General features: G+C 70.4%; 21 protein-coding genes. 8 read left to right on the top strand and 13 right to left on the bottom strand.

The genetic code is table 11. The features are described 5' to 3' along the window. The coding region (locus tag N798_RS12755) for an MFS transporter (protein ID WP_052117310.1) at window positions 1-1,422 on the top strand (1,422 nt) is incomplete at its 5' end. A 9-nt stretch (window positions 1,423-1,431) separates the two neighbouring features. Here N798_RS12755 and N798_RS12750 read toward each other — a convergent pair. Then, complete coding sequence (locus tag N798_RS12750; protein ID WP_084100668.1) at window positions 1,432-1,998, bottom strand: amino-acid N-acetyltransferase; 567 nt, start codon at window positions 1,996-1,998, stop codon at window positions 1,432-1,434. A gap of 101 nt (window positions 1,999-2,099) precedes the next feature. Beyond that, on the bottom strand, window positions 2,100-3,515 hold the full coding sequence (locus N798_RS12745) for an LVIVD repeat-containing protein (protein ID WP_035949003.1): 1,416 nt from the start codon (window positions 3,513-3,515) through the stop codon (window positions 2,100-2,102). 179 nt (window positions 3,516-3,694) lie between these two features. Here N798_RS12745 and N798_RS12740 point away from each other — a divergent pair, with 179 nt between their 5' ends. Beyond that, window positions 3,695-4,372: a DUF305 domain-containing protein gene (locus N798_RS12740; RefSeq protein ID WP_035949002.1), complete on the top strand. Its 678-nt coding sequence runs from the start codon at window positions 3,695-3,697 to the stop codon at window positions 4,370-4,372. Window positions 4,373-4,549: 177 nt separating this feature from the next. Here the strand turns inward: N798_RS12740 and N798_RS12735 are convergent, their stop codons facing one another. Both N798_RS12735 and N798_RS12730 read right to left on the bottom strand, forming a co-directional pair. Next, the gene (locus tag N798_RS12735) at window positions 4,550-7,093 is read right to left on the bottom strand and encodes an ATP-dependent Clp protease ATP-binding subunit (protein ID WP_035949001.1); all 2,544 of its coding nucleotides are present in this window, start codon (window positions 7,091-7,093) and stop codon (window positions 4,550-4,552) included. 412 nt (window positions 7,094-7,505) lie between these two features. Beyond that, on the bottom strand, window positions 7,506-8,342 hold the full coding sequence (locus N798_RS12730) for an Fpg/Nei family DNA glycosylase (RefSeq protein ID WP_035948999.1): 837 nt from the start codon (window positions 8,340-8,342) through the stop codon (window positions 7,506-7,508). Window positions 8,343-8,438: 96 nt separating this feature from the next. Between N798_RS12730 and N798_RS12725 the strand changes: the two genes are divergently transcribed. Next, the gene (locus tag N798_RS12725; RefSeq protein WP_052117306.1) at window positions 8,439-9,482 is read left to right on the top strand and encodes an ATP-binding cassette domain-containing protein; all 1,044 of its coding nucleotides are present in this window, start codon (window positions 8,439-8,441) and stop codon (window positions 9,480-9,482) included. Then, window positions 9,479-10,234 (top strand): ABC transporter permease, encoded by a 756-nt coding sequence (locus N798_RS12720; RefSeq protein ID WP_035948998.1) that lies wholly within the window; start codon window positions 9,479-9,481, stop codon window positions 10,232-10,234. Before N798_RS12725 ends, N798_RS12720 begins: the two co-directional genes overlap by 4 nt. Before the next feature lie 76 nt (window positions 10,235-10,310). Here the strand turns inward: N798_RS12720 and ku are convergent, their stop codons facing one another. Both ku and N798_RS12710 read right to left on the bottom strand, forming a co-directional pair. Continuing rightward, window positions 10,311-11,243, bottom strand: coding sequence for a non-homologous end joining protein Ku (gene ku, locus N798_RS12715; protein ID WP_035948997.1), 933 nt, complete (start codon window positions 11,241-11,243; stop codon window positions 10,311-10,313). 77 nt (window positions 11,244-11,320) lie between these two features. Further along, window positions 11,321-11,674, bottom strand: coding sequence for a hypothetical protein (locus N798_RS12710; RefSeq protein ID WP_035948996.1), 354 nt, complete (start codon window positions 11,672-11,674; stop codon window positions 11,321-11,323). Between the two features lie 48 nt (window positions 11,675-11,722). On the opposite strand from N798_RS12710, the gene ligD (N798_RS12705) reads away from it, so the two are divergent. From ligD (N798_RS12705) to N798_RS12695, 3 genes are all read left to right on the top strand, one after another. Then, window positions 11,723-12,664, top strand: a complete 942-nt coding sequence (ligD, locus tag N798_RS12705) for a non-homologous end-joining DNA ligase (RefSeq protein ID WP_229708780.1) — start codon at window positions 11,723-11,725, stop codon at window positions 12,662-12,664. Then, a complete protein-coding gene (gene ligD, locus N798_RS12700) occupies window positions 12,657-13,538 on the top strand; it encodes a non-homologous end-joining DNA ligase (protein WP_035948995.1) in 882 nt (293 codons plus the stop codon). Before ligD (N798_RS12705) ends, ligD (N798_RS12700) begins: the two co-directional genes overlap by 8 nt. Before the next feature lie 93 nt (window positions 13,539-13,631). Then, window positions 13,632-13,904, top strand: coding sequence for a hypothetical protein (locus N798_RS12695; protein WP_035948993.1), 273 nt, complete (start codon window positions 13,632-13,634; stop codon window positions 13,902-13,904). Here the strand turns inward: N798_RS12695 and N798_RS12690 are convergent. The 7 genes from N798_RS12690 to N798_RS12660 all read right to left on the bottom strand — a co-directional run bounded on the left by N798_RS12690 (window position 13,868) and on the right by N798_RS12660 (window position 18,484). Beyond that, window positions 13,868-14,329 (bottom strand): hypothetical protein, encoded by a 462-nt coding sequence (locus N798_RS12690; RefSeq protein WP_035948992.1) that lies wholly within the window; start codon window positions 14,327-14,329, stop codon window positions 13,868-13,870. The genes N798_RS12695 and N798_RS12690 overlap by 37 nt on opposite strands. A 48-nt stretch (window positions 14,330-14,377) precedes the next feature. Next, on the bottom strand, window positions 14,378-14,857 hold the full coding sequence (locus N798_RS12685; RefSeq protein ID WP_035948991.1) for a (2Fe-2S)-binding protein: 480 nt from the start codon (window positions 14,855-14,857) through the stop codon (window positions 14,378-14,380). A 176-nt stretch (window positions 14,858-15,033) separates the two neighbouring features. Beyond that, window positions 15,034-15,372 carry a histone-like nucleoid-structuring protein Lsr2 gene (locus N798_RS12680; RefSeq protein WP_035948990.1) on the bottom strand — a complete coding sequence of 113 codons (339 nt, stop codon included), beginning with the start codon at window positions 15,370-15,372 and terminating at the stop codon, window positions 15,034-15,036. Window positions 15,373-15,414: 42 nt separating this feature from the next. Then, complete coding sequence (locus tag N798_RS12675) at window positions 15,415-15,585, bottom strand: hypothetical protein (protein ID WP_035948989.1); 171 nt, start codon at window positions 15,583-15,585, stop codon at window positions 15,415-15,417. A 1-nt stretch (window position 15,586) separates the two neighbouring features. Continuing rightward, window positions 15,587-17,095: a lysine--tRNA ligase gene (lysS, locus tag N798_RS12670; protein WP_035948988.1), complete on the bottom strand. Its 1,509-nt coding sequence runs from the start codon at window positions 17,093-17,095 to the stop codon at window positions 15,587-15,589. Between the two features lie 78 nt (window positions 17,096-17,173). Continuing rightward, a complete protein-coding gene (locus N798_RS12665; RefSeq protein ID WP_229708783.1) occupies window positions 17,174-17,704 on the bottom strand; it encodes an OsmC family protein in 531 nt (176 codons plus the stop codon). A 42-nt stretch (window positions 17,705-17,746) separates the two neighbouring features. Next, the gene (locus tag N798_RS12660; protein WP_035948986.1) at window positions 17,747-18,484 is read right to left on the bottom strand and encodes an AIM24 family protein; all 738 of its coding nucleotides are present in this window, start codon (window positions 18,482-18,484) and stop codon (window positions 17,747-17,749) included. Between the two features lie 129 nt (window positions 18,485-18,613). On the opposite strand from N798_RS12660, the gene N798_RS12655 reads away from it, so the two are divergent. Beyond that, window positions 18,614-19,023: hypothetical protein (locus tag N798_RS12655; RefSeq protein ID WP_035948985.1), on the top strand; the 410-nt coding region annotated here is incomplete at its 3' end.

Here is a 19,023-nt window from a genome sequence, read left to right as displayed (position 1 = left end):
CGCCGGCCGCCGCCGGACCCCTACGGCGTGCGAGCAGGTGCAGGCAAGGTCTTCCGGGTCGTCGGCCGCAGCACCGTCGGCGGGGCCCGCCTCGCCGGTCGCGGCAGCCGCGCCGGGGCCATGCGGGCTCGGGCCTTCGCGCGCTCCAAGGGTGCGGACGAGAGCGGTCTCGGGCGCCTCGTCGAGCTCCACTTCGTCAACATCGTCGGGGACGCCGCCCTCACGGTGAGCCTCGCGGGCACGATCTTCGCCATCCCCACCGACGAGGCTCGCGCCCAGGTGGCGCAGTTCCTCGCGCTGACGATGGCCCCCTTCGCCCTGCTCGCGCCGTTCATCGGGCCGCTGCTCGACCGGTTCCGGCACGGCCGCCGATGGGCGATCGGGACGACGCTCGCGCTGCGCGCCTTCCTCTGCTGGGTGCTCGCCGGTGCGGTCGTCACCGACTCGCCCTGGCTCTTCCCGGCGGCCCTCGGCTGCCTCGTGGCGTCCAAGGCCTACGGCGTCACCCGGTCGGCGGCGATCCCGCGGCTGCTGCCACCGGGGTTCACCCTCGTCAACGCCAACTCGCGCATCGCGCTCGCGGGGGTGGCGGCGATGGCCGTCGGCGGCGGTCTCGCGGGCGCCGTGTCGCGGATCGGGCCCGACTGGTCGCTGCGGCTCGCGTTCGTCGTCTACGTCGTCGGGACGGTCCTCGCGATCCGGCTGCCGGCGAGGGTCGACTCGTCGGCCGGCGAGGTCGACATCGAGGACACCCAGCCCCTGCGCGAGCGGCACGGCACCGCGGTCGCCCGACCGGTCCCCGCCCAGAGCCGTCGCCGCTTCGCCTGGGCGGGGGACCGGCTGCGTGCCCGGGTCCTCGCGCTGCCGGCCACCGTGCGGGCCGCACTCGTCAGTGCCATGGGCGGCCGGCTGCTCACCGGCTTCCTCACCCTCTTCATGGCCTTCCTCATGCGCGAGCACCCGATCCCGGGCTACAGCGGCCCGCTCGTCCTCGCGCTCGTCGTGGGAGCCGCGGGCACGGGCAACGCGCTCGGGACCGTGGTCGGCAACGCCCTGCGACGCCTGCCGCCCGACCGGATCGTCGCGGCCGCGTTTCTCCTCATCGTCGCGGCGGCGCTCGCGACCGCCCTCGCCTACTCGCTCGTCACGCTGCTCGTCCTCGGGCTCTGCGCCGGGTTGTGCTCGCAGGTCATCAAGCTGAGCACCGACGCCATCATCCAGCGCGACGTCGCCGAGAACGTCCGCACCCAGACCTTCGCGTGGTCCGAGACCGTGCTCCAGATCGCCTGGGTCATCGGCGGCGGCATCGGCATCGCCCTGCCGCTCGACCCCGAGCTCGGGTTCGGGGTCATCAGCGGGCTGCTCGTGCTCGTCCTGCTGCTGTCGGTGCAGCTGCGCCGGACCCGGCGAGCACCGGCCTGACCGGGGCGCTCAGAGGACGCGGAGCATCCGGGTGTTGCCGAGGGTGTTGGGCTTGACCCGCTCGAGGTCGAGGAACTCGGCGACGCCCTCGTCGTAGGAGCGCAGCAGCTCGAGGTAGACCTCGGGCTCGACCGCCTGTCCCTCGATCGGCGAGAACCCGTGCCGGGTGAAGAAGTCGGTCTCGAAGGTGAGGCAGAAGAGCCGCTCCACCCCGAGCTCGCGGGCCCGCTCGACGAGGCTCTCGAGGATGCGTGAGCCGACGCCGGTGCCCAGCGCCGCCGACGAGACCGCGAGGGTGCGGATCTCGGCGAGGTCCTCCCAGAGCACGTGCACCGCTCCGCACCCGATGACCTCGCCGTCCTGCTCGGCGACGACGAAGTCCCCGACCGTCTCGTAGTAGGCGACGGCCTCCTTCTGGAGCAGCACCCGCTGCTCGGCGAGCGGGGTGACCAGGGTCCGCATCGCCCGCACGTCACGCGTGCGAGCCGGGCGGATCCGTATGCCGTGCGCCCCCGTCGTGTCCCCGACCGGCGCCGGAGTGGAGGGCTGGGTGGGCGGAAGGGAAGCGGACGGCATACCGACGATTATCGCGAGGAACGACGAAACCGGCCGCCCGCGCACGAGGCGCGGACGGCCGGTCCGTTCGGACGCCCCGGCTGGAGGCACCCGATGTCGGGTCAGCGGGTCTTGTAGACCGGCTGGCTCTGCGGGTTGAGCTCGTCCATCTTCACCTTCGTCGCCGACTGGAGGCTGGGCTCGGTGACCTTGAGGACGTCGAAGCCCTTGCCGAGGTCGGAGCTGAAGATGTGGCCGTTGTAGTAGTAGGACGACCACGTGCCGCCGCCACCGCCACCGTTGCCACCGTTCGGGCCACGCTCGAAGTAGCCGATCTCACGCGGGTTCGCCGAGTCGGTGAAGTCCCAGATCGACGTGCCGCCCATGTACCAGGACTGGACCATGACGTCGCGGCCCTTGACCGGGATGAGCGAGCCGTTGTGTGCGACGCAGTTCTCGCTGTCGTTCTGGTGGCGCGAGATCTTGTAGTACGACTTGAAGGTCAGCTCGTTGGACGACGACAGGTCGTAGATCGCGTTGGCGCCACGGTTCGGGCCGACGGTCGCGTTGCAGGTCGCGCGCCCACCGCCACCGAGCTCGTCGGTGAAGACGACCTTGGTGCCGTCGTTGTTGAACGTGGCCGAGTGCCAGAAGGCGAAGTTCGTCGTGTCGCGGACGGTCTCGATGACCTTGGGGGCCACCGGGTTCGAGATGTCCATGATGACGCCGTCACCCATGCAGGCGCCGGCCGCGATCTTGCGCGACGGGTAGGCGGTGATGTCGTGGCAGCCGGTCGTGGCCGAGTAGCCGTCACCGGACGGCTGCGTGCCGCCGGGGTTGCCACCGTCGGGGAAGAGGTTGGGCACGGCGACGACCTTGGCGTCGGTCGGGCTCTTCTTCGGCACCTCGATGATGCTGATCGAGTCGTGCGGCGGCTGGCAGTCCGGGTACTCCGCGCGCGGCGAGTAGGACGACACGTAGATGTAGTCGCTCTTCTTGCCCGGGACAAGGGTGTTGGTGTGCGAGCCGCATGCGGTCTCGACGGCCTTGATGTACTTCGGCACGCGAGGGTTGGACACGTCGAAGATCTTGATGCCCTCCCACGACTCCTTCAGCGTCGCCGGCGAGGTGGTCGAGGCGCACGAGGTGTCGCTGCGCGAGGAGTCGGTCGACAGGTAGAGCAGGTCGCCCGAGATGGTGATGTCGTTCTGCGAGCCGGGGCAGCTGACGCGTGCGAGGACCTCGGGTGAGGCCGCGTTCGTGACGTCGTAGATGACGAAGCCGTTGTAGTTGCCGACGAACGCCTTGTTGCCCGAGAAGGCGATGTCGCTGCCGGTGCCGTCGACAGGGGTGACGTGCGGGGTGTTGAACAGGTGCTGGACGTTGGCGCTGCGACCCACCTGGTCGGGGGCGAGTGCGGTGCCGTAGGCGCCGACCACCTCCGGCGGGACGTCTGCGGCGCCGGCCGAAGCCACGCCCAGGCCGCTCGCGGCGAGCGCGGCAGCGGCCGCGATCCCCACTGTGCGGAAAAGCCTCATGGTTCCTCCTCCGATGGGCCCGCCGGGGAGCTGCGACCCAGGGTGTGATGTGCGGTGCGCGCCAGCCTTGTCGAAAAGTTCCCAGAGGTGGGTAAAGGGAAGGTAAGAACTCCCTACCCGCGGGTTGTGTCCGCATCGGACATCAGTGAGGGACAGGCCCGCCAACTACAGTGCCGCACATGCCGTTTCGCGCTACCACCACGCTCACGCTCGCCGCAGTGCTCGGTCTCGGCCTCTCCGGCTGCTCCGGCGACGCCGACCCCCAACCCGTGCCCGGCACCCCTGGGCCGACGTCGAGCGACCCGGTCATCAAGCCCGGTCTGCCGGGTGAGCCGAACGAGACGATCAGTGGCGGCATGGCCACCCGGCCGGCGCGGACGGTCTCGCCCGGCGACGTGACGTTCTACCAGGACATGATCGTCCACCACTCCCAGGCGCTCGTCATGGTCGAGACCGCCCTGCCGCGGCTCACCGACCCGCAGGTGAAGTCCCTCGCCTCGCGCATCGGCGACGAGCAGAAGCCCGAGATCCTCGCGATGACGACGTGGCTCGAGGAGCGCAAGCAGGAGGTCCCGCCGCAGGCGACGAACCCGCGGCTCGGCGACCACGACCACGCCGGCATGCCCGGCATGGCGACCCCCGCGCAGATGGAGCAGCTCGCGCGGGCGAGCGGTGTCGAGGCCGACCGGCTCTTCCTCCGGCTCATGACGGCCCACCACAAGGGCGCCCTGACGATGGTCGGCACCCACGGCAAGGTGGCAGGCGAGGAGATGGTCGAGGAGATGGCCGCCGACATCAACGTCACCCAGAGCAAGCAGATCTCGCAGATGCAGGAGATGCTCGCCCGCCTCTCCTGACGTACACAACTCGCCAATTCCCCTCGTACGGTACGTCCGGCCGTGTGCGGAACGGGAGGAATTGGCGAGTTGTGCACGGCGGTGGGGACAGACGAAAGGCGGCGTATGCCGGAGCTCTCGCTCCCGGCATACGCCGCCTTCGTCGTTCGGTCGGGTCCGCTCAGGCGACCCGCGCGGTCACTCGCCCGAGGCGGCCGTCCCGCTGCTCGGCGGAGCCGACGCACCGGCCGTGACGACCGGCACCTCGATGGCGTGCGCGTGCGGCGTGCCCTCGAAGGTGAACGAGTCCTCCTTGCCCTCACCGGTGGCGTCGACCGCGACGATCTCGCCGGACTTGAGCTCACCGAAGAGGATCTTCTCCGACAGCACGTCCTCGATCTCGCGCTGGATCGTGCGACGCAGCGGTCGCGCGCCCAGCACCGGGTCGTAGCCACGCTTGGCGAGCAGCATCTTGGCCGCGGGCGTGAGCTCGATGCCCATGTCCTTGTCCTTGAGGCGCTTGTCGAGCTTGGCGATCTCGAGGTCGACGATCTGGATGATCTCCTCCTGCGTGAGCTGGGGGAAGACGATCGTGTCGTCGACGCGGTTGAGGAACTCGGGCCGGAAGTGCTGCTTGAGCTCGTCCTGGACCTTGGCCTTCATCCGGTCGTAGTCGGTGCGGGTGTCCGGGCCGGCCGAGAAGCCGAGGGCGCCCTTGGTGATGTCCCGCGTGCCGAGGTTGGTCGTCATGATGATGACCGTGTTCTTGAAGTCGACCATCCGACCCTGGGAGTCGGTGAGGCGGCCGTCCTCGAGCACCTGGAGCAGGCTGTTGAAGATCTCGGGGTGGGCCTTCTCGACCTCGTCGAAGAGGACGACCGAGAACGGCTTGCGCCGGACCTTCTCGGTGAGCTGGCCACCCTCCTCGTAGCCGACGTAGCCGGGGGGCGAGCCGAAGAGCCGCGAGACGGTGTGCTTCTCGCTGAACTCCGACATGTCGAGCTGGATGAGGCTGTCCTCGTCACCGAAGAGGAACTCGGCGAGCGTCTTGGCGAGCTCGGTCTTGCCGACACCCGTGGGCCCGGCGAAGATGAACGACCCACCCGGACGGCGCGGGTCCTTGAGGCCCGCACGGGTGCGACGGATCGCCTGCGAGAGCGCCTTGATGGCGTCGTCCATGCCGACGACGCGCTTGTGCAGCTCGTCCTCCATGTGGAGCAGCCGGCTCGACTCCTCCTCGGTGAGCTTGAAGACCGGGATGCCGGTGCTCGCGGCGAGGACCTCGGCGATGAGCTCCTCGTCGACCTCGGCCACGACGTCGAGGTCGCCGCTCTTCCACTCGTTCTCGCGCTGCTGCTTCTCGTTGCGCAGGTTCTTCTCGTCGTCGCGCAGGCGCGCGGCCTTCTCGAAGTCCTGCCCGTCGATCGCCGACTCCTTCTCGCGCACGACGGCCTGGATCCGCTCGTCGAACTCGCGCAGGTCCGGCGGCGCGGTCATGCGACGGATGCGCAACCGGGCGCCGGCCTCGTCGATGAGGTCGATGGCCTTGTCAGGGAGGAAGCGGTCGTTGACGTAGCGGTCGGCCATGTTGGCGGCCGCGACGAGCGCACCGTCGGTGATCGAGACGCGGTGGTGCGCCTCGTAGCGGTCGCGCAGGCCCTTGAGGATCTCGATGGCGTGGGCCAGAGTCGGCTCGGCCACCTGGATCGGCTGGAAGCGGCGCTCGAGCGCGGCGTCCTTCTCGATGTGCTTGCGGTACTCGTCGAGGGTCGTCGCACCGATGACCTGGAGCTCGCCGCGGGCGAGCATCGGCTTGAGGATGGAGGCCGCGTCTATCGCGCCCTCGGCCGCACCGGCGCCGACGAGGGTGTGGATCTCGTCGATGAAGAGCACGATGTCACCGCGGGTGCGGATCTCCTTGAGGACCTTCTTGAGCCGCTCCTCGAAGTCACCGCGGTAGCGGCTGCCGGCGACGAGCGCGCCGAGGTCGAGGGTGTAGAGCTGCTTGTCCTTGAGGGTCTCGGGCACCTCGCCGCGCACGATGTCCTGGGCGAGGCCCTCGACGACGGCGGTCTTGCCGACGCCGGGCTCGCCGATGAGGACGGGGTTGTTCTTCGTGCGTCGCGAGAGCACCTGCATGACCCGCTCGATCTCCTTCTCACGCCCGATGACCGGGTCGAGCTTGCCCTCGCGGGCAGCCACGGTGAGGTTGCGACCGAACTGGTCGAGCACGAGCGAACCGGCCGGCGTGCCCTCGGCGGGGCCGCCCTGGCCGACACCGGCAGCAGCGCCCTCCTTGCCACCCTGGTAGCCCGAGATGAGCTGGATGACCTGCTGGCGCACCCGACCGAGGTCCGCGCCGAGCTTGACGAGGACCTGGGCGGCGACGCCCTCGCCCTCGCGGATGAGGCCGAGGAGGATGTGCTCGGTGCCGATGTAGTTGTGGCCGAGCTGGAGAGCCTCGCGCAGGCTCAGCTCGAGCACCTTCTTGGCGCGCGGCGTGAACGGGATGTGGCCGGTCGGGGCCTGCTGGCCCTGCCCGATGATCTCCTGCACCTGCTCGCGGACGGCGTCGAGAGAGATCCCCAGGCTCTCCAAGGCCTTGCTGGCGACACCCTCGCCCTCGTGGATGAGGCCGAGGAGGATGTGCTCGGTGCCGATGTAGTTGTGGTTGAGCAGCCGCGCCTCTTCCTGGGCGAGGACGACCACCCGGCGGGCCCGGTCGGTGAACCGTTCGAACATGGTGCTGGCTCCTGACTGATATGAGTCACCTCGATGCTATCCCCGCTCCCTGAACGACGGGACCGCCCTGTCGAGGACGGTCGCGGGGTCGAGGAGGGCAAGAGGTGTGTCACGGGGTCCAACGCGGCATACGGGTGGGGTGTTCCACGCCTGAGCCGGGTCGGCTCATGTTCGCTCACGGCGGAAGCGAACGCCGCCCGCGGGGCCGGTCACAACACGGGCCGGCCCCGCGAGGGGCGAGGTGCACCGACCGGGCGGGGGCGCGGCCGGGCCGCCGGCGCCCCTGAACGCCGCGGCCGCAGCGCGCCCCCGAACCTCGTGCCCGGCCGGCACCTCGGGGAGTCCTGCGGACTGTCCGTCGACCAGTGTGGCGAGGCTCGTATGCCGTCCGCCACCGAATTGTTTCTAGGTCTCAGCCGCGGCGCTGGCAGTTGCCGCACCAGAAGAGGTTGCGGCCGGCGACGACCTGGGTGCGGATCCGCGACCCGCACACGACGCACGCCTCGCCCGCCCGCTTGTAGACGTAGGACTCACGCTCGGTGAGCCGCACGTCCTCGCCCGCCTCGAGCCCGAGCGCCACCTCGTCGACCTGCTCGGAGACGGTGACGATCTTGCTCGTCGCGACCCCGAGGGGGAGGAGGGCGACGAGGTCCTCCCAGATCGCCCGCCACGTCTTGCGCTGGAGCTTGTTGCCGGGCCGGAACGGGTGGACCCGGCGCCGGAAGAGCACCTCGGAGCGGTAGACGTTGCCGACCCCGGCGAGCACCGCCTGGTCCATGAGCAGCTCGGCGATCGGCTTGCCGGAGCGCGTGATCCGCTTCCACGCGAGATCGGGGTCCGAGCGGGGGTCGGCCGGTCGCAACGGGTCGGGGCCGAGGCGGGAGAGGACCTCGTCGACCTTCTCGGGCGTGACGACGTCGCACACCATCGGCCCGCGCAGGTCGGCGACGTGGTCGTCCGTCGCGAAGCGGCACCGGACCTGGCCGACGACGGGGAGCTCGCCGGCATACGAGGTCGTGTCGATCGTGAAGGTGCCGATGAGGCCGAGGTGTACCCAGAGGAAGCGGTCGCCGGCGAACTCGACGAAGAGGTGCTTGCCCCACGACGTCGCTCCGAGAACCTCGGTGCCGCTGAGCAACGCCGCGCCCTCGGCGAACTTGCCCTGCGGGCTCGTCACGGTCGGCGAGGTGCCGCGGAAGGCGGTGTCGAGGTCGCGGGCGAGCGCGTAGAGGGTGTGGCCTTCGGGCATCTGCCCATTCTGGGTCACGGCTGTCTGAGGTGCGTCCTAGGCTCGGAGCTGCGCTCGGGAGGCGGGTCCCGGGCCGGACGAGGTCGAGGAGAGGCCATGATCCACGCACGCGGGCTGGTGCAGACCTTCCGATCGAGGGAGGGCAAGAAGAAGTCCGAGGTGCGGGCCGTCGACGGCGTCGACCTCGATGTCGCCGAGGGTGAGGTCGTCGGGTTCCTCGGGCCCAACGGCGCGGGCAAGACGACGACGCTGCGCATGCTCACCACGCTCCTGCGACCCACCGAGGGCACCGCGACCGTCGCCGGCTACGACGTCGTGCGCGAGTCCGAGCAGGTCCGCCGGAGCATCGGCTACGTCTCGCAGGCCGGTGGCGCGTTCAGCGCGGCGCGAGCCGGCGACGAGGTCGTCGACCACGGGATGCTCTACGGCATGAAGGGCGCCGACGCGAGGGCGCGAGGGCAGGAGCTCTTCGAGCAGCTCGACCTCGACGGGCTCTGGACCCGGATGCCCAAGAACATGTCCGGCGGCCAGCGGCGGCGGCTCGACATCGTCATGGGGCTCATCCACGACCCGACGCTCGTCTTCCTCGACGAGCCGACGACGGGGCTGGACCCCCAGGCCCGGGCCAACCTGTGGGAGCACATCGCCGACCTGCGCCGCCGGCGCGGGGCGACCGTCTTCCTCACGACCCACTACCTCGACGAGGCCGACCACCTCAGCGACCGGATCGTCATCATCGACCACGGCCGCATCGTCGCCTCCGACACCTCCGAGAACCTCAAGGCCAACGTCTCCGGCGACCTCGTCGACCTCGAGCTCGCCGACCCCGGCGACGTCGGGAGCGCGGCGACCCGGCTCGGCTCCATCGCCGAGGTCGGTCACGGGAGTGCCGACGCCGTCGAGGTCGACGGCAACCACGTCCGGGCCCGGGTGGCGCGGGCCGGGCGCGCCGTCCCCGGGCTCCTCGCCGACCTCGGCGCGGCCGGGATCGCCCTCGAGTCGATCGAGGTGCACCGTCCCACGCTCGACGACGTCTTCCTCACCCTCACCGGTCGGTCGCTGCGCGACGCGCAGGAGACGACCAGGGACGACACCGGGGGCGAGGCCGAGCCCGCCCTCGCCGGACAGGAGCAGTCATGACCTTCCTGCGCGAGAGCTTCATCGTCTTCCGCCGCCAGCTGCGCATGAACCTGCGCAACCCCGCGTGGGTCATCATCGGGATGCTCCAGCCGGTGATGTACCTCTTCCTCTTCGGGCCGCTGCTCAAGCCGCTCGTCACCCAGCTCGGGGTCGAGAACGAGTACACCTTCTTCGTGCCCGGCATGCTCGTCCAGCTCGGCGTCTTCGGAGCGTTCTTCGCCGGGTTCAGCCTCATCGGCGAGTGGCGCGAGGGCGTCATCGAGGCCGAGCGGGTGACCCCCGCCAGCCGCACCGCACTGCTGGTCGGCCGCCTCGTGCGCGACCTCATCCAGCTTCTCGTGCAGGCGCTCATCCTCGTCGGGCTCGGCTACGCGCTCGGCATGACCGGGTCCGCCAAGGGCATCGTCTTCGGCGTCGTGCTCACCCTCCTCGTCGGTGGCGCGTGCGCCGCGGCGTCGAACGCGCTCGCGCTGACGACGAAGTCCGAGGACGTCATGGCGCCCGTCATCAACATGGTGATGATGCCGGTGCTTCTCCTCTCGGGCATCCTCCTGCCGATGACCCTCGGCCCGACGTGGCTCCAGTCGGTGTCGGACTGGATGCCCTTCCGCTGGGTCACCGACGGCGTGCGCACCTCCTTCTCCGGCGACTTCGCGCGCGACCCGATGGTCTACGGCACGGCGTGGGCGGCGGTGCTCTTCGTCGTCTCGCTGTGGTGGGGCACGGCCACCTTCCGTAAGGAGAACGCCTGACTCCCGGCCCTGCCGGGAGACGCGACGCGCCTCGTATGCCGTCCAAACGGCATACGAGGCGCTCTCGCGTCCGGGGTCAGCTGGCCTTCTTGGCAGACTTCTTCGCGGCGGTCTTCTTCGTCGTCGACTTCTTGGCCGCAGTCTTCTTCGCCGGCTTGGCTGCGCTCTTCGACGTCGACTTCGAGGGCGACGCAGTCTCGGCCTTGGCGGCGGGCTTGGACGGAGCCTCGCCTCGTGACGCCTTGGCCTTCTCGACCGACTTCGCCAGGGCCGCGAGCAGGTCGACGACCTCGCCGGACTCCTCGGCCTCGGCGGCCGGGGCCTTGACCTCGCCGCCCTCGACCTTGGCCTTGACAAGGGCCTGGAGCGCGATCGCGTAGTCGTCCTCGTAGTCGTCCGCCTCGAAGTCGCCGGCGAGCTGCTCGATGAGGAGCTTGGCCATCGCCATCTCCTTGTCGGTGGCCTCGCCGGCCTCCTCGACGTGGGCGAAGTCGGGGCTGCGGATCTCGTCCGGCCAGAGCATCGTCTGCATGACGATGACGCCGTCGCGCACGCGCAGCACGGCCATTGTCATGCGGGTGCGGATCGAGACGGTGACGACGGCCATGCGCCCCTCGGACTCGAGCGCCTCGCGCAGCAGGACGTAGGGCTTGGTCGCGCTCTTGTCGGGCTCGAGGTAGTAGCTCTTGTCGAGGAGCATCGGGTCGATCTGCTCCGTGGGCACGAACTTCTCGACGTTGATCTCCTTCGAGGACCTGCTCGGCAGGTCCTTGAAGTCTTCGTCGGTGAGGATGACCATGTCGCCGTCCTCGGTCTCGTAGCCCTTGGCGATGTCGTCGTAGGCGACCTCCTCGCCGTCGATGCTGCACGTGCGCTTGTAGCGGATCCGACCGCCGTCCTCGCGGTGCACCTGACGGAACTGCACGTCGTGGTTCTCGGTCGCCGAGTAGAGCCGCACGGGCACGTTGACCAGCCCGAACGAGACCGCGCCCTTCCAGATCGCACGCATGGAGCCACTGTATGCCGGGCGCGCGCCGCCGGAGTCGTCGTCGAGGGGGGAACGACCCCCGGGCCCTCGGCGCAGGCTCAGCCGTGGAGGAGGATGTCGAGGCTCACGATGAAGACGTACACGGCGAAGGGGGAGGCAAGCACGAGCATCGCCAGCGTGCCGAGGGCGAGCACCCAGCCCACGACCCCCCGGGCGAGCCTGTCCCGCGGCGACCACTCCAGGTGTGCCTCGGCCACGAACCAGACGAGGGCGAACGGCGTCAGCACGATCGCGGCGCAGATCACTGCGAGCGCAGCCCTGTTGTGCCCCACGCCGCTGTCGAACTGGCTGAGCAGGGGGAGCGCCACGAACCAGAGTGCTGCGACGACCCCGGCGAAGAGCATCGCCCAGCGCAGGTTGCCGCGCCGCTCCGGCTCGGTCGTCGTCCCCATGGGGTGATTGAACACGCAGCACGTCCCGCTGTGGGCAAGGATGGGCGGGTGAAGCCGATGCTCGCCTCCGTCGCCGACGGGATCCCTCGGGGCGCCGACTGGGTGCACGAGGTGAAGTGGGACGGCATGCGCGTCCTCGCCGACGTCCACGACGGTCGGCTCGTGCTGTCGAGCCGCACCGGCCGCGACGTCTCGGTGAGCTTCCCCGAGCTTGCCGGCCTCGCCGAGACCTACGACGACCTCCTCCTCGACGGCGAGGTCGTCGCGCTCGACGGCGGGATCCCGTCCTTCGCCGCGCTCGCGGAGCGGATGCACGTGTCGTCGGCGCGCAAGGCGGCCCAGCTCGCGACGACGCGCCCCGTGACGTTCATGGCCTTCGACCTGCTGCGGCTCTTCGGCTCGGACCTCACGAGCCAGCCGTGGTCGGCCCGGCGCGAGCTGCTCGAGCGGCTCGACCTGAGATCGAGCGCCTGGCAGGTGCCGCCGGTCTACGACGACGGTGAGGAGCTCTTCGACGCCACGCGCGAGCAGGGTCTCGAGGGCGTCGTCAGCAAGCGGCGCACCTCGCCCTACGCCCCTGGCCGCCGCTCGCCCGACTGGCGCAAGTCGCCGCACCGCGCCTCCCTCTCGGTCGTCGTCGGCGGCTGGCGCCCCGAGACCGGCACGACGAACCGCCTCGGAGCCGTCCTCGTCGGCACTCCCGACGGTGCCGGCGGGTGGGAGTATGCCGGCCGCGTCGGTGCCGGTCTCGCCGGCGCCGCGGGCGGCCGGGTCGGTCGCATGCTGGAACCGCTCTCCCGCAGCGATTCCCCGTTCTCCAACGAGGTGCCGCGTGAGGACGCGGTCGGTGCGTTCTGGGTCGAGCCCACCCTCGTCGTCGAGGTGCAGTCCCTGGGACGTGGGTCGACCGGCAAGCTGCGCCAGCCGGCATACCTCGGGGTCCGCAGCGACCTCACCCCCGCCGACCTGCACGAGGTGAGCGATGCCTGAGAAGTACGTCCCCGAGATCACCCGCGTCGACGTGGGCGGCCGGACGATGAAGCTCTCGAGCCTGAGCAAGATCATGTATCCATCGACGGAGACGACGAAGGGCGAGGTGCTCAGCTACTACGTCGGCATCGCACCGATCCTGTTGCCGCACATCGCCGCTCGTCCGGTGACGCGGGTGCGCTGGCCCCATGGCGTGGCCGACCAGAGCTTCTTCGAGAAGAACCTGCCCAGTGGTGCTCCCTCGTGGCTGCCGCGGGTGAAGGTCGACGACGTGACCTACCCGATGGTCGACGACGTCTCGCACCTCGTCTACCTCGTCAACCTCAACTCGCTCGAGGTCCACGTGCCGCAGTGGACGGTGACCGAGGACGGCGAGCGCGAGAACCCCAACCGGCTCGTCATCGACCTCGACCCGGGCAGCCCGGCGGGTCTCAGGGAGTGCGCCCGGGTCGCGCTCCTGCTGCGGGAGCGTCTCGACGCCCTCGGGCTCCAGCTCTATCCCGTGACGAGCGGCTCGAAGGGGATGCAGCTCTATGCCAGCCTCGGCGGCGACCTCACGAGCGACGAGGTGCGCGACCTCGCCCAGCAGCTCGCGCAGGAGATGACGAAGAAGCACCCCGACCTCGTCCTGTGGAAGATGACGAAGTCGCTGAGGCCGGGCAAGGTCTTCCTCGACTGGAGCCAGAACGTCGCGGCCAAGACGACGATCAGCCCCTACTCGCTGCGGGGGCGCGAGCTGCCGTGCGTGGCGGCGCCGCGCACGTGGGCGGAGGTGGAGGCCGGCGCGGAGGGCGAGGTGTTCGAGCAGGTGATGTTCGAGGACATGGGCGAGCGCATCGAGGAGTACGGCGACCTCCTCGAGGACCTGCTCTAGTCGCGACGTCCCGGCCGTCGGCCTCGACCGCTCATGCCGAGGGCACACCACGCACACAGCCGGCGCACGGGCCGGACCAGCAGGGTCCTCGGCATGGACACGACGCAGACCTCCGAGCCACGCAGCCACACCCGCACCCGCACCCGCCGCCTCACCGGAGCGGTCGCCTCGGCCACGGCCGTCGCCTTCCTCGGCGCCGCCGTCATCGCGCCCGCTGCCGCGCAGGCGGCAGGCATCGCGGCCGGCCACCGCCTGCCGGCACCGCCGTCGGTCGCACTCGCCGACCCGTCCGCGCCGACGAGTGCGGCCGCGGTCGGTGGGGTCGTGACCTATCGAGTGGCCGGCGGTCGGTTCGTGCGGACCTGAGCCCTCTGCGCCGCCCAGCCGATCGCCGCACCGGCCAACCCCGGCCCGGCGGCGAGGACCAGCAGGAAGACGAAGGTGCTCGCCTCGTTCTCGACCAGGCCCTCTCCGGTGGCGGCCGCCCGTAGGGTTTGCACGAGGACGACGAGGAGCAGCGAGACGAGCAGCCACCGGACGAGCAGGGCGCGGAGACCGTCGCGGCCGCCGGGCTCGACGTCACCTCGGCGGCCGTCGAACCACGCCACCGTGCCCGTCCGGCCGAGACCATCGAGCAGGGCCCAGCCGAAGCTCCCGAGGGCCACGACGGCGAAGACCGCGAGGCCGGCGCCGATGTTGGCCCCGCCCTCGCCGTCGTCACCCAGCATGAGCACCGCGAAGACAAGAGCAGCGGCCATCCCGATGCCGAGGGCTCGCGCGAGGACCGCCATGGCCCAACCATGCCGGGTCGAGGGCCGCAGCCTCATAAGAATCGGTACTCAGGTCGCGGCGAGTCGAGGGCAGCCGGCGCACTCGTGGCAGCCGGGCAAGGCGTAGATGAGGCAGCACGACCGCCGCTCCACCGGCGGGCCCCAGCCGTCGCCGGTCGCCGCCCTCGCCTCGCGCAGGGCCATCTCCCAGACGTCGTCGACCATGCCGAGGCGCTGTCGGCTCGACATCTTCACGCCGACGTCGTAGGCGCTCGCGATCGCCGTGCCGAGCGCCCTGTATGCCGTCCGCGCCTCCTCGGTGCGGATCTCGCGGTCGGTCGTCGCGGGCTCCACGTGACGGAAGCCGACCCTCTCGGGATAGAGCCCGGGGGCGAGGTCGCACGAGAGCGCCGGGTCGTCCGGGGTGCCGACGTCGACCCGCCACGGACCGGTGGCGGCGGCAAATGCACAGGCGTGCGCGGGAATGCTGAGGAGGTGTTGGAGGACGAATGCGGCAGCGATCTGGGGAGGTGCGGGAACGGCATACATTGCACTGTTCTGCGCCGTGAGTTTCCTGCACCATTCAACGGAATTGGCAAATGCGCTGGTCAGGGGCGTGGAGAGGTCGCGCCCACCGACGAATTCGAGATATCCGTGGTGCCGGGACATGACGAAGGCGACGTCACCCGGGTCGGGTGCCGTCGCCTTCGAAATGTCGCTCGAGCTCAGCGGTTGGCCTTGTCGTAGGCCTCCTGCACGGCGGCGGGAATGCGGCCACGCTCACTGACCTCGTGGCCGTTCTCACGGGCCCACTCGCGCACGGCGGAGACGTCCTTGCGCCGCGCACCGCCGCCACCACCGCCGCTGCTGCGGCCGGTGGACTTGCGACCACCCGAACGGCGTGCGTGGCCGACCCACGGGGCCAGCGCGTCGCGGAGCTTGGCGGCGTTGGCGTTGTTGAGGTCGATCTCGTAGGACACGCCGTCAAGAGCGAACGTCACCGTCTCGTCAGCATCGGTGTTGTCGATGTCGTCGACGAGCAGCACCTGGACGCGCTGTGCCATGTTGAATTCCCTTCGCGGTCGAAATAGGACGAGCGAAGATTATCAGTGGGAATTGTCTTTGTGGTCGTTTGCCTGCTCCGATTCCCATTGGCTTTGCGCAAGCCGCTCACGACGGTCCCCCTCGAGGATCCGCTTCATGAGGAAATAGAAGAGCACCGCGACGATGACCGTCGGCAGGATCGCGGCGAGATAGGGCCACACGGAGTCCCACATGTCACGCCTCCGGCTTGAGGTGGGGGAAAAGAATCGTCTCGCGGATGTTGGCCCCGGTGAAGAGCATGACGAGGCGGTCGACGCCGAGCCCGAGACCGCCCATCGGCGGGGCGCCGTACTCGAGCGCGCGCAGGAAGTCCTCGTCGAGCTGCATCGCCTCGGGGTCGCCGCCCGCGGCCCGGCGGGACTGCTCGGTGAGCACCTCGCGCTGGATCTCGGGGTCGATGAGCTCGGAGAAGCCGGTGCCGCGCTCGACGCCGCCGATGATGAGGTCCCATGCCTCGATGAGGCCCGGCTCGCTGCGGTGCGGGCGCGCGAGCGGCTGGGCGCTCGCGGGGTAGTCGCAGAGGAAGGTCGGCTGCAGCAGGGTCGGCTCGACGAGCTCGCCGAGGAGCTCGAGGAAGACCTTGTCGCGCTCCCACGACGGGTCGACGGCGACGTCGTGCTTCGCCGCCAGCGCGCGCAGGGTCTCGAGGTCGGTCTGGATCGTCACCGTCTCGCCGACGGCCTCGCTCACGGCCTCATGGACCGGCAGCCAGCGCCACTCGCCGTCGAGGTCGATCGTGCCCTTGTCGGTCTCGATGAGCCGCGAGCCGACGGCGTCGGCGGCGGCGAGGTAGAGGTCCTTGATGAGGTCGGCGATCGTGATCTGGTCGCCCCACGCCTGGTAGGCCTCGAGCATCGTGAACTCGGGGGAGTGGGTGGCGTCGACGCCCTCGTTGCGGAAGATGCGGCCCATCTCGTAGACGCGGTCGACGCCACCGACGACAGCCTTCTTGAGGTTGAGCTCGAGCGCGATCCGCAGGGTCATCTCCTGGTCGAACGCGTTGAGGTGGGTGCGGAAGGGGCGGGCCGCGGCGCCTCCGTGGATGAGCTGGAGGATCGGCGTCTCGACCTCGAGGTAGCCCTGGTCCTCGAGCTCGTGGCGCATCGCGCTGAGGATGCGGGCCTTGGTGCGCACCATGTCGCGCGCCTCCTGGCGCACGATGAGGTCGGCGTAGCGCTGGCGGACGCGCGACTCCTCGGAGAGCTCCTTGTGCAGTGTTGGCATCGGTCGCAGCGCCTTGGAGGCCATGGTCCAGCTCGTCGCCATGACGGAGAGCTCGCCGCGGCGGCTGCTGATGACGCGGCCGGTGACCGAGACGTGGTCGCCGAGATCGACGTGCGCCTTCCAGTCGGCGAGCGACTCCTCGCCGACCTCGGCGAGGGAGAGCATGACCTGGAGGCGGATGCCCTCACCCTCCTGGAGCGTGGCGAAGGCGAGCTTGCCGGTGTTGCGGACGAAGACGACGCGGCCGGCGACCGAGACGACGTCGTCGGTCTCCTGCCCGCTCTCGAGGTGGCCCCACTCCTCGCGCACGTCGGCGAGGGCGTGAGTCCGGTCGACCGACACGGGGTATGCCGCCATCCCCGACTCGAGGAGGCGCGCGCGCTTCTCGCGGCGGATGCGCTGCTGCTCGGACAGGTCGATCTCGGGGACGGTGGTCGTGCTGGTGGGGGTCTCGCTCACACGCTCAAGGGTACGAGGGTTGGCTGGGTGGTCCTGACGTGACCGCTGGGAGGAGCCCGAGCGAGGCGTCGGCTGCGGTCAACGCCGGCTGCGGCGCACGGTGATCGTCGGCGGGGTCGCGAGGCTCTGCCCGACGACGCAGTAGCGCTCGGTGGCGGCGGCCAGGCGGGCGAGGGTCTCGTCGTCGGCCTCGGAGTCGATGGTCGCGGTGATGGTGATGCCGGTGAGCCCGACGGGGACGTCGCGGTCGACGCCGAGGGTGCCGCGCACGTCGAACTCGGCGTCGGCGCGCAGCGTCGCCGTGCGCAGGTTGAGTCCCATCGCGGTCGCGACGGACCGCATCGTCACCCCGGCGCAGGCGAGGACGGCCTCGAGGAGCATGTCGCCGGAGCAGGCGTCGTCACCGTCGCCACCGGTGGCCGGGTGCAGGCCGGCGCGGGTGCGGCCCGACCAGACGTCGACGCTCGTCGTGATGCCCGGGTCGCGCCAGTCGGCGCGCGCCGTGAGGTGGACGACCGCCTCGTCGGGCTCCTCGCGGTAGAGCTCCTTGAGCGGCGCCTGGATGGCTCGGAGGGTCGCGGCGTCCATCGGCTCGTGAAGCTCGTGCATGGGGGAAGTCTGCCGCAGCGTCGTGCTCCCAGCGCCCTTGCGTCAGTTGCCGAGGAGGTTGCCCAGTCCGCCGGCGAGCCCGCCCTGGGACTGCCCGGCCTGGGCGTGGCTGCCCTGCTGCACGGACTCGCTCGGCTGGACGAGGACGTAGCCCTCGCCGGAGAAGGCCATCTGCAGCATCTCGCCCGACCCGCCACGCAGCATCGAGCCGAGGCCGCCGGTGTCGACGCGGACGTCGCTGCGCACGCCAGCGGTCCAGAGGACGACGGACTGGGCGTCGGCGAAGGTGTTGCCACCGGCGACGTTGAGCGCGACCGGCTCGCCCTCCGTCGTCACGGCGACGTAGCCGGTGCCGCGCAGCGACACGTTGTAGAGGCCGCCGGTCATCGCCGCGCCGCGCGCCTGGATGCGGTGGATGTCCCAGTCGATCGAGCCCGAGAAGGCGAGCACGTTGTTGCCGTTGACCGAGACCATGTCGTCCTGCAGGTAGATGACCTGCACGTCCTTGGCGAGGTCGGCGACGAAGAGCTCGCCCTGCCCCTCGCACTTCATGACGCTCACGCCCTCGCCGGTCATCGCCGACTTGACGAACTTCGCGACGCCCCCGCTGCCGGTGTTCGTGAAGCGGACGTTGCCCTGGTAGGCGACCATGCTCCCGGTCTTGGCCCAGACCGCGCCGTAGCCCATCTGGATCTTGAGCAGCTTCTTGTTCTGGTGGGAGAACGGGTCCTGCGAGCTGTTCTCCTGGTGGTCGGTGAAGAGCGAGCCGTGGATGGCCATCGTCGGGACCCCTGTCCTGTGCCGTCGCCGGCCCCGGGATCACGCCGCCCGTGCCCTCGGATGTCCGACATGGATTGTGCCCAAACGTATTCGACGCAGCCGAGCCGGACCTATCGTTTGGAGGAACACGTGGACGGCGTGCTCGACCGGCTCCAGGAGGCAGGCATGGGATTCCTCGACAAGGCCAAGGCCGCGGCGACCGAGCTCTCCGCGAAGGCCGACGCGGCGATGTCGCAGGCCGGGATCAGCACCCCCGGCACCGGCGGCACCTCGGCCGGTGCGGACCGGCTGCTGCGCGACCTCGGCGTCCTCGCCTACCTCGAGGCCACCGGCCGACCGCTCCCGGAGGGTGAGCGCGAGCGCGTCATGGCCGGGCTGCAGGAGGCCGAGCAGCAGGGTGGGCTGAGCTCGTTCGCGCTGCGGACGACCCCGCCCCCACCGCCCGGCATGGCCGGCGCCGGTCCGGGCATGTCCGGCTCTTCCGTCGCACCGCCCCCACCGCCGCCCGGCCAGCCCCAGCAGGCCCCGCCGACCCAGGC

The organism is Knoellia flava TL1, assembly GCF_000768675.1.
Taxonomy (GTDB): Bacteria; Actinomycetota; Actinomycetes; order Actinomycetales; family Dermatophilaceae; genus Knoellia; species Knoellia flava.
The sequence above is the reverse complement of the archived record's forward strand: the minus strand, read 5'-3'. Positions and strand labels throughout refer to the sequence as shown.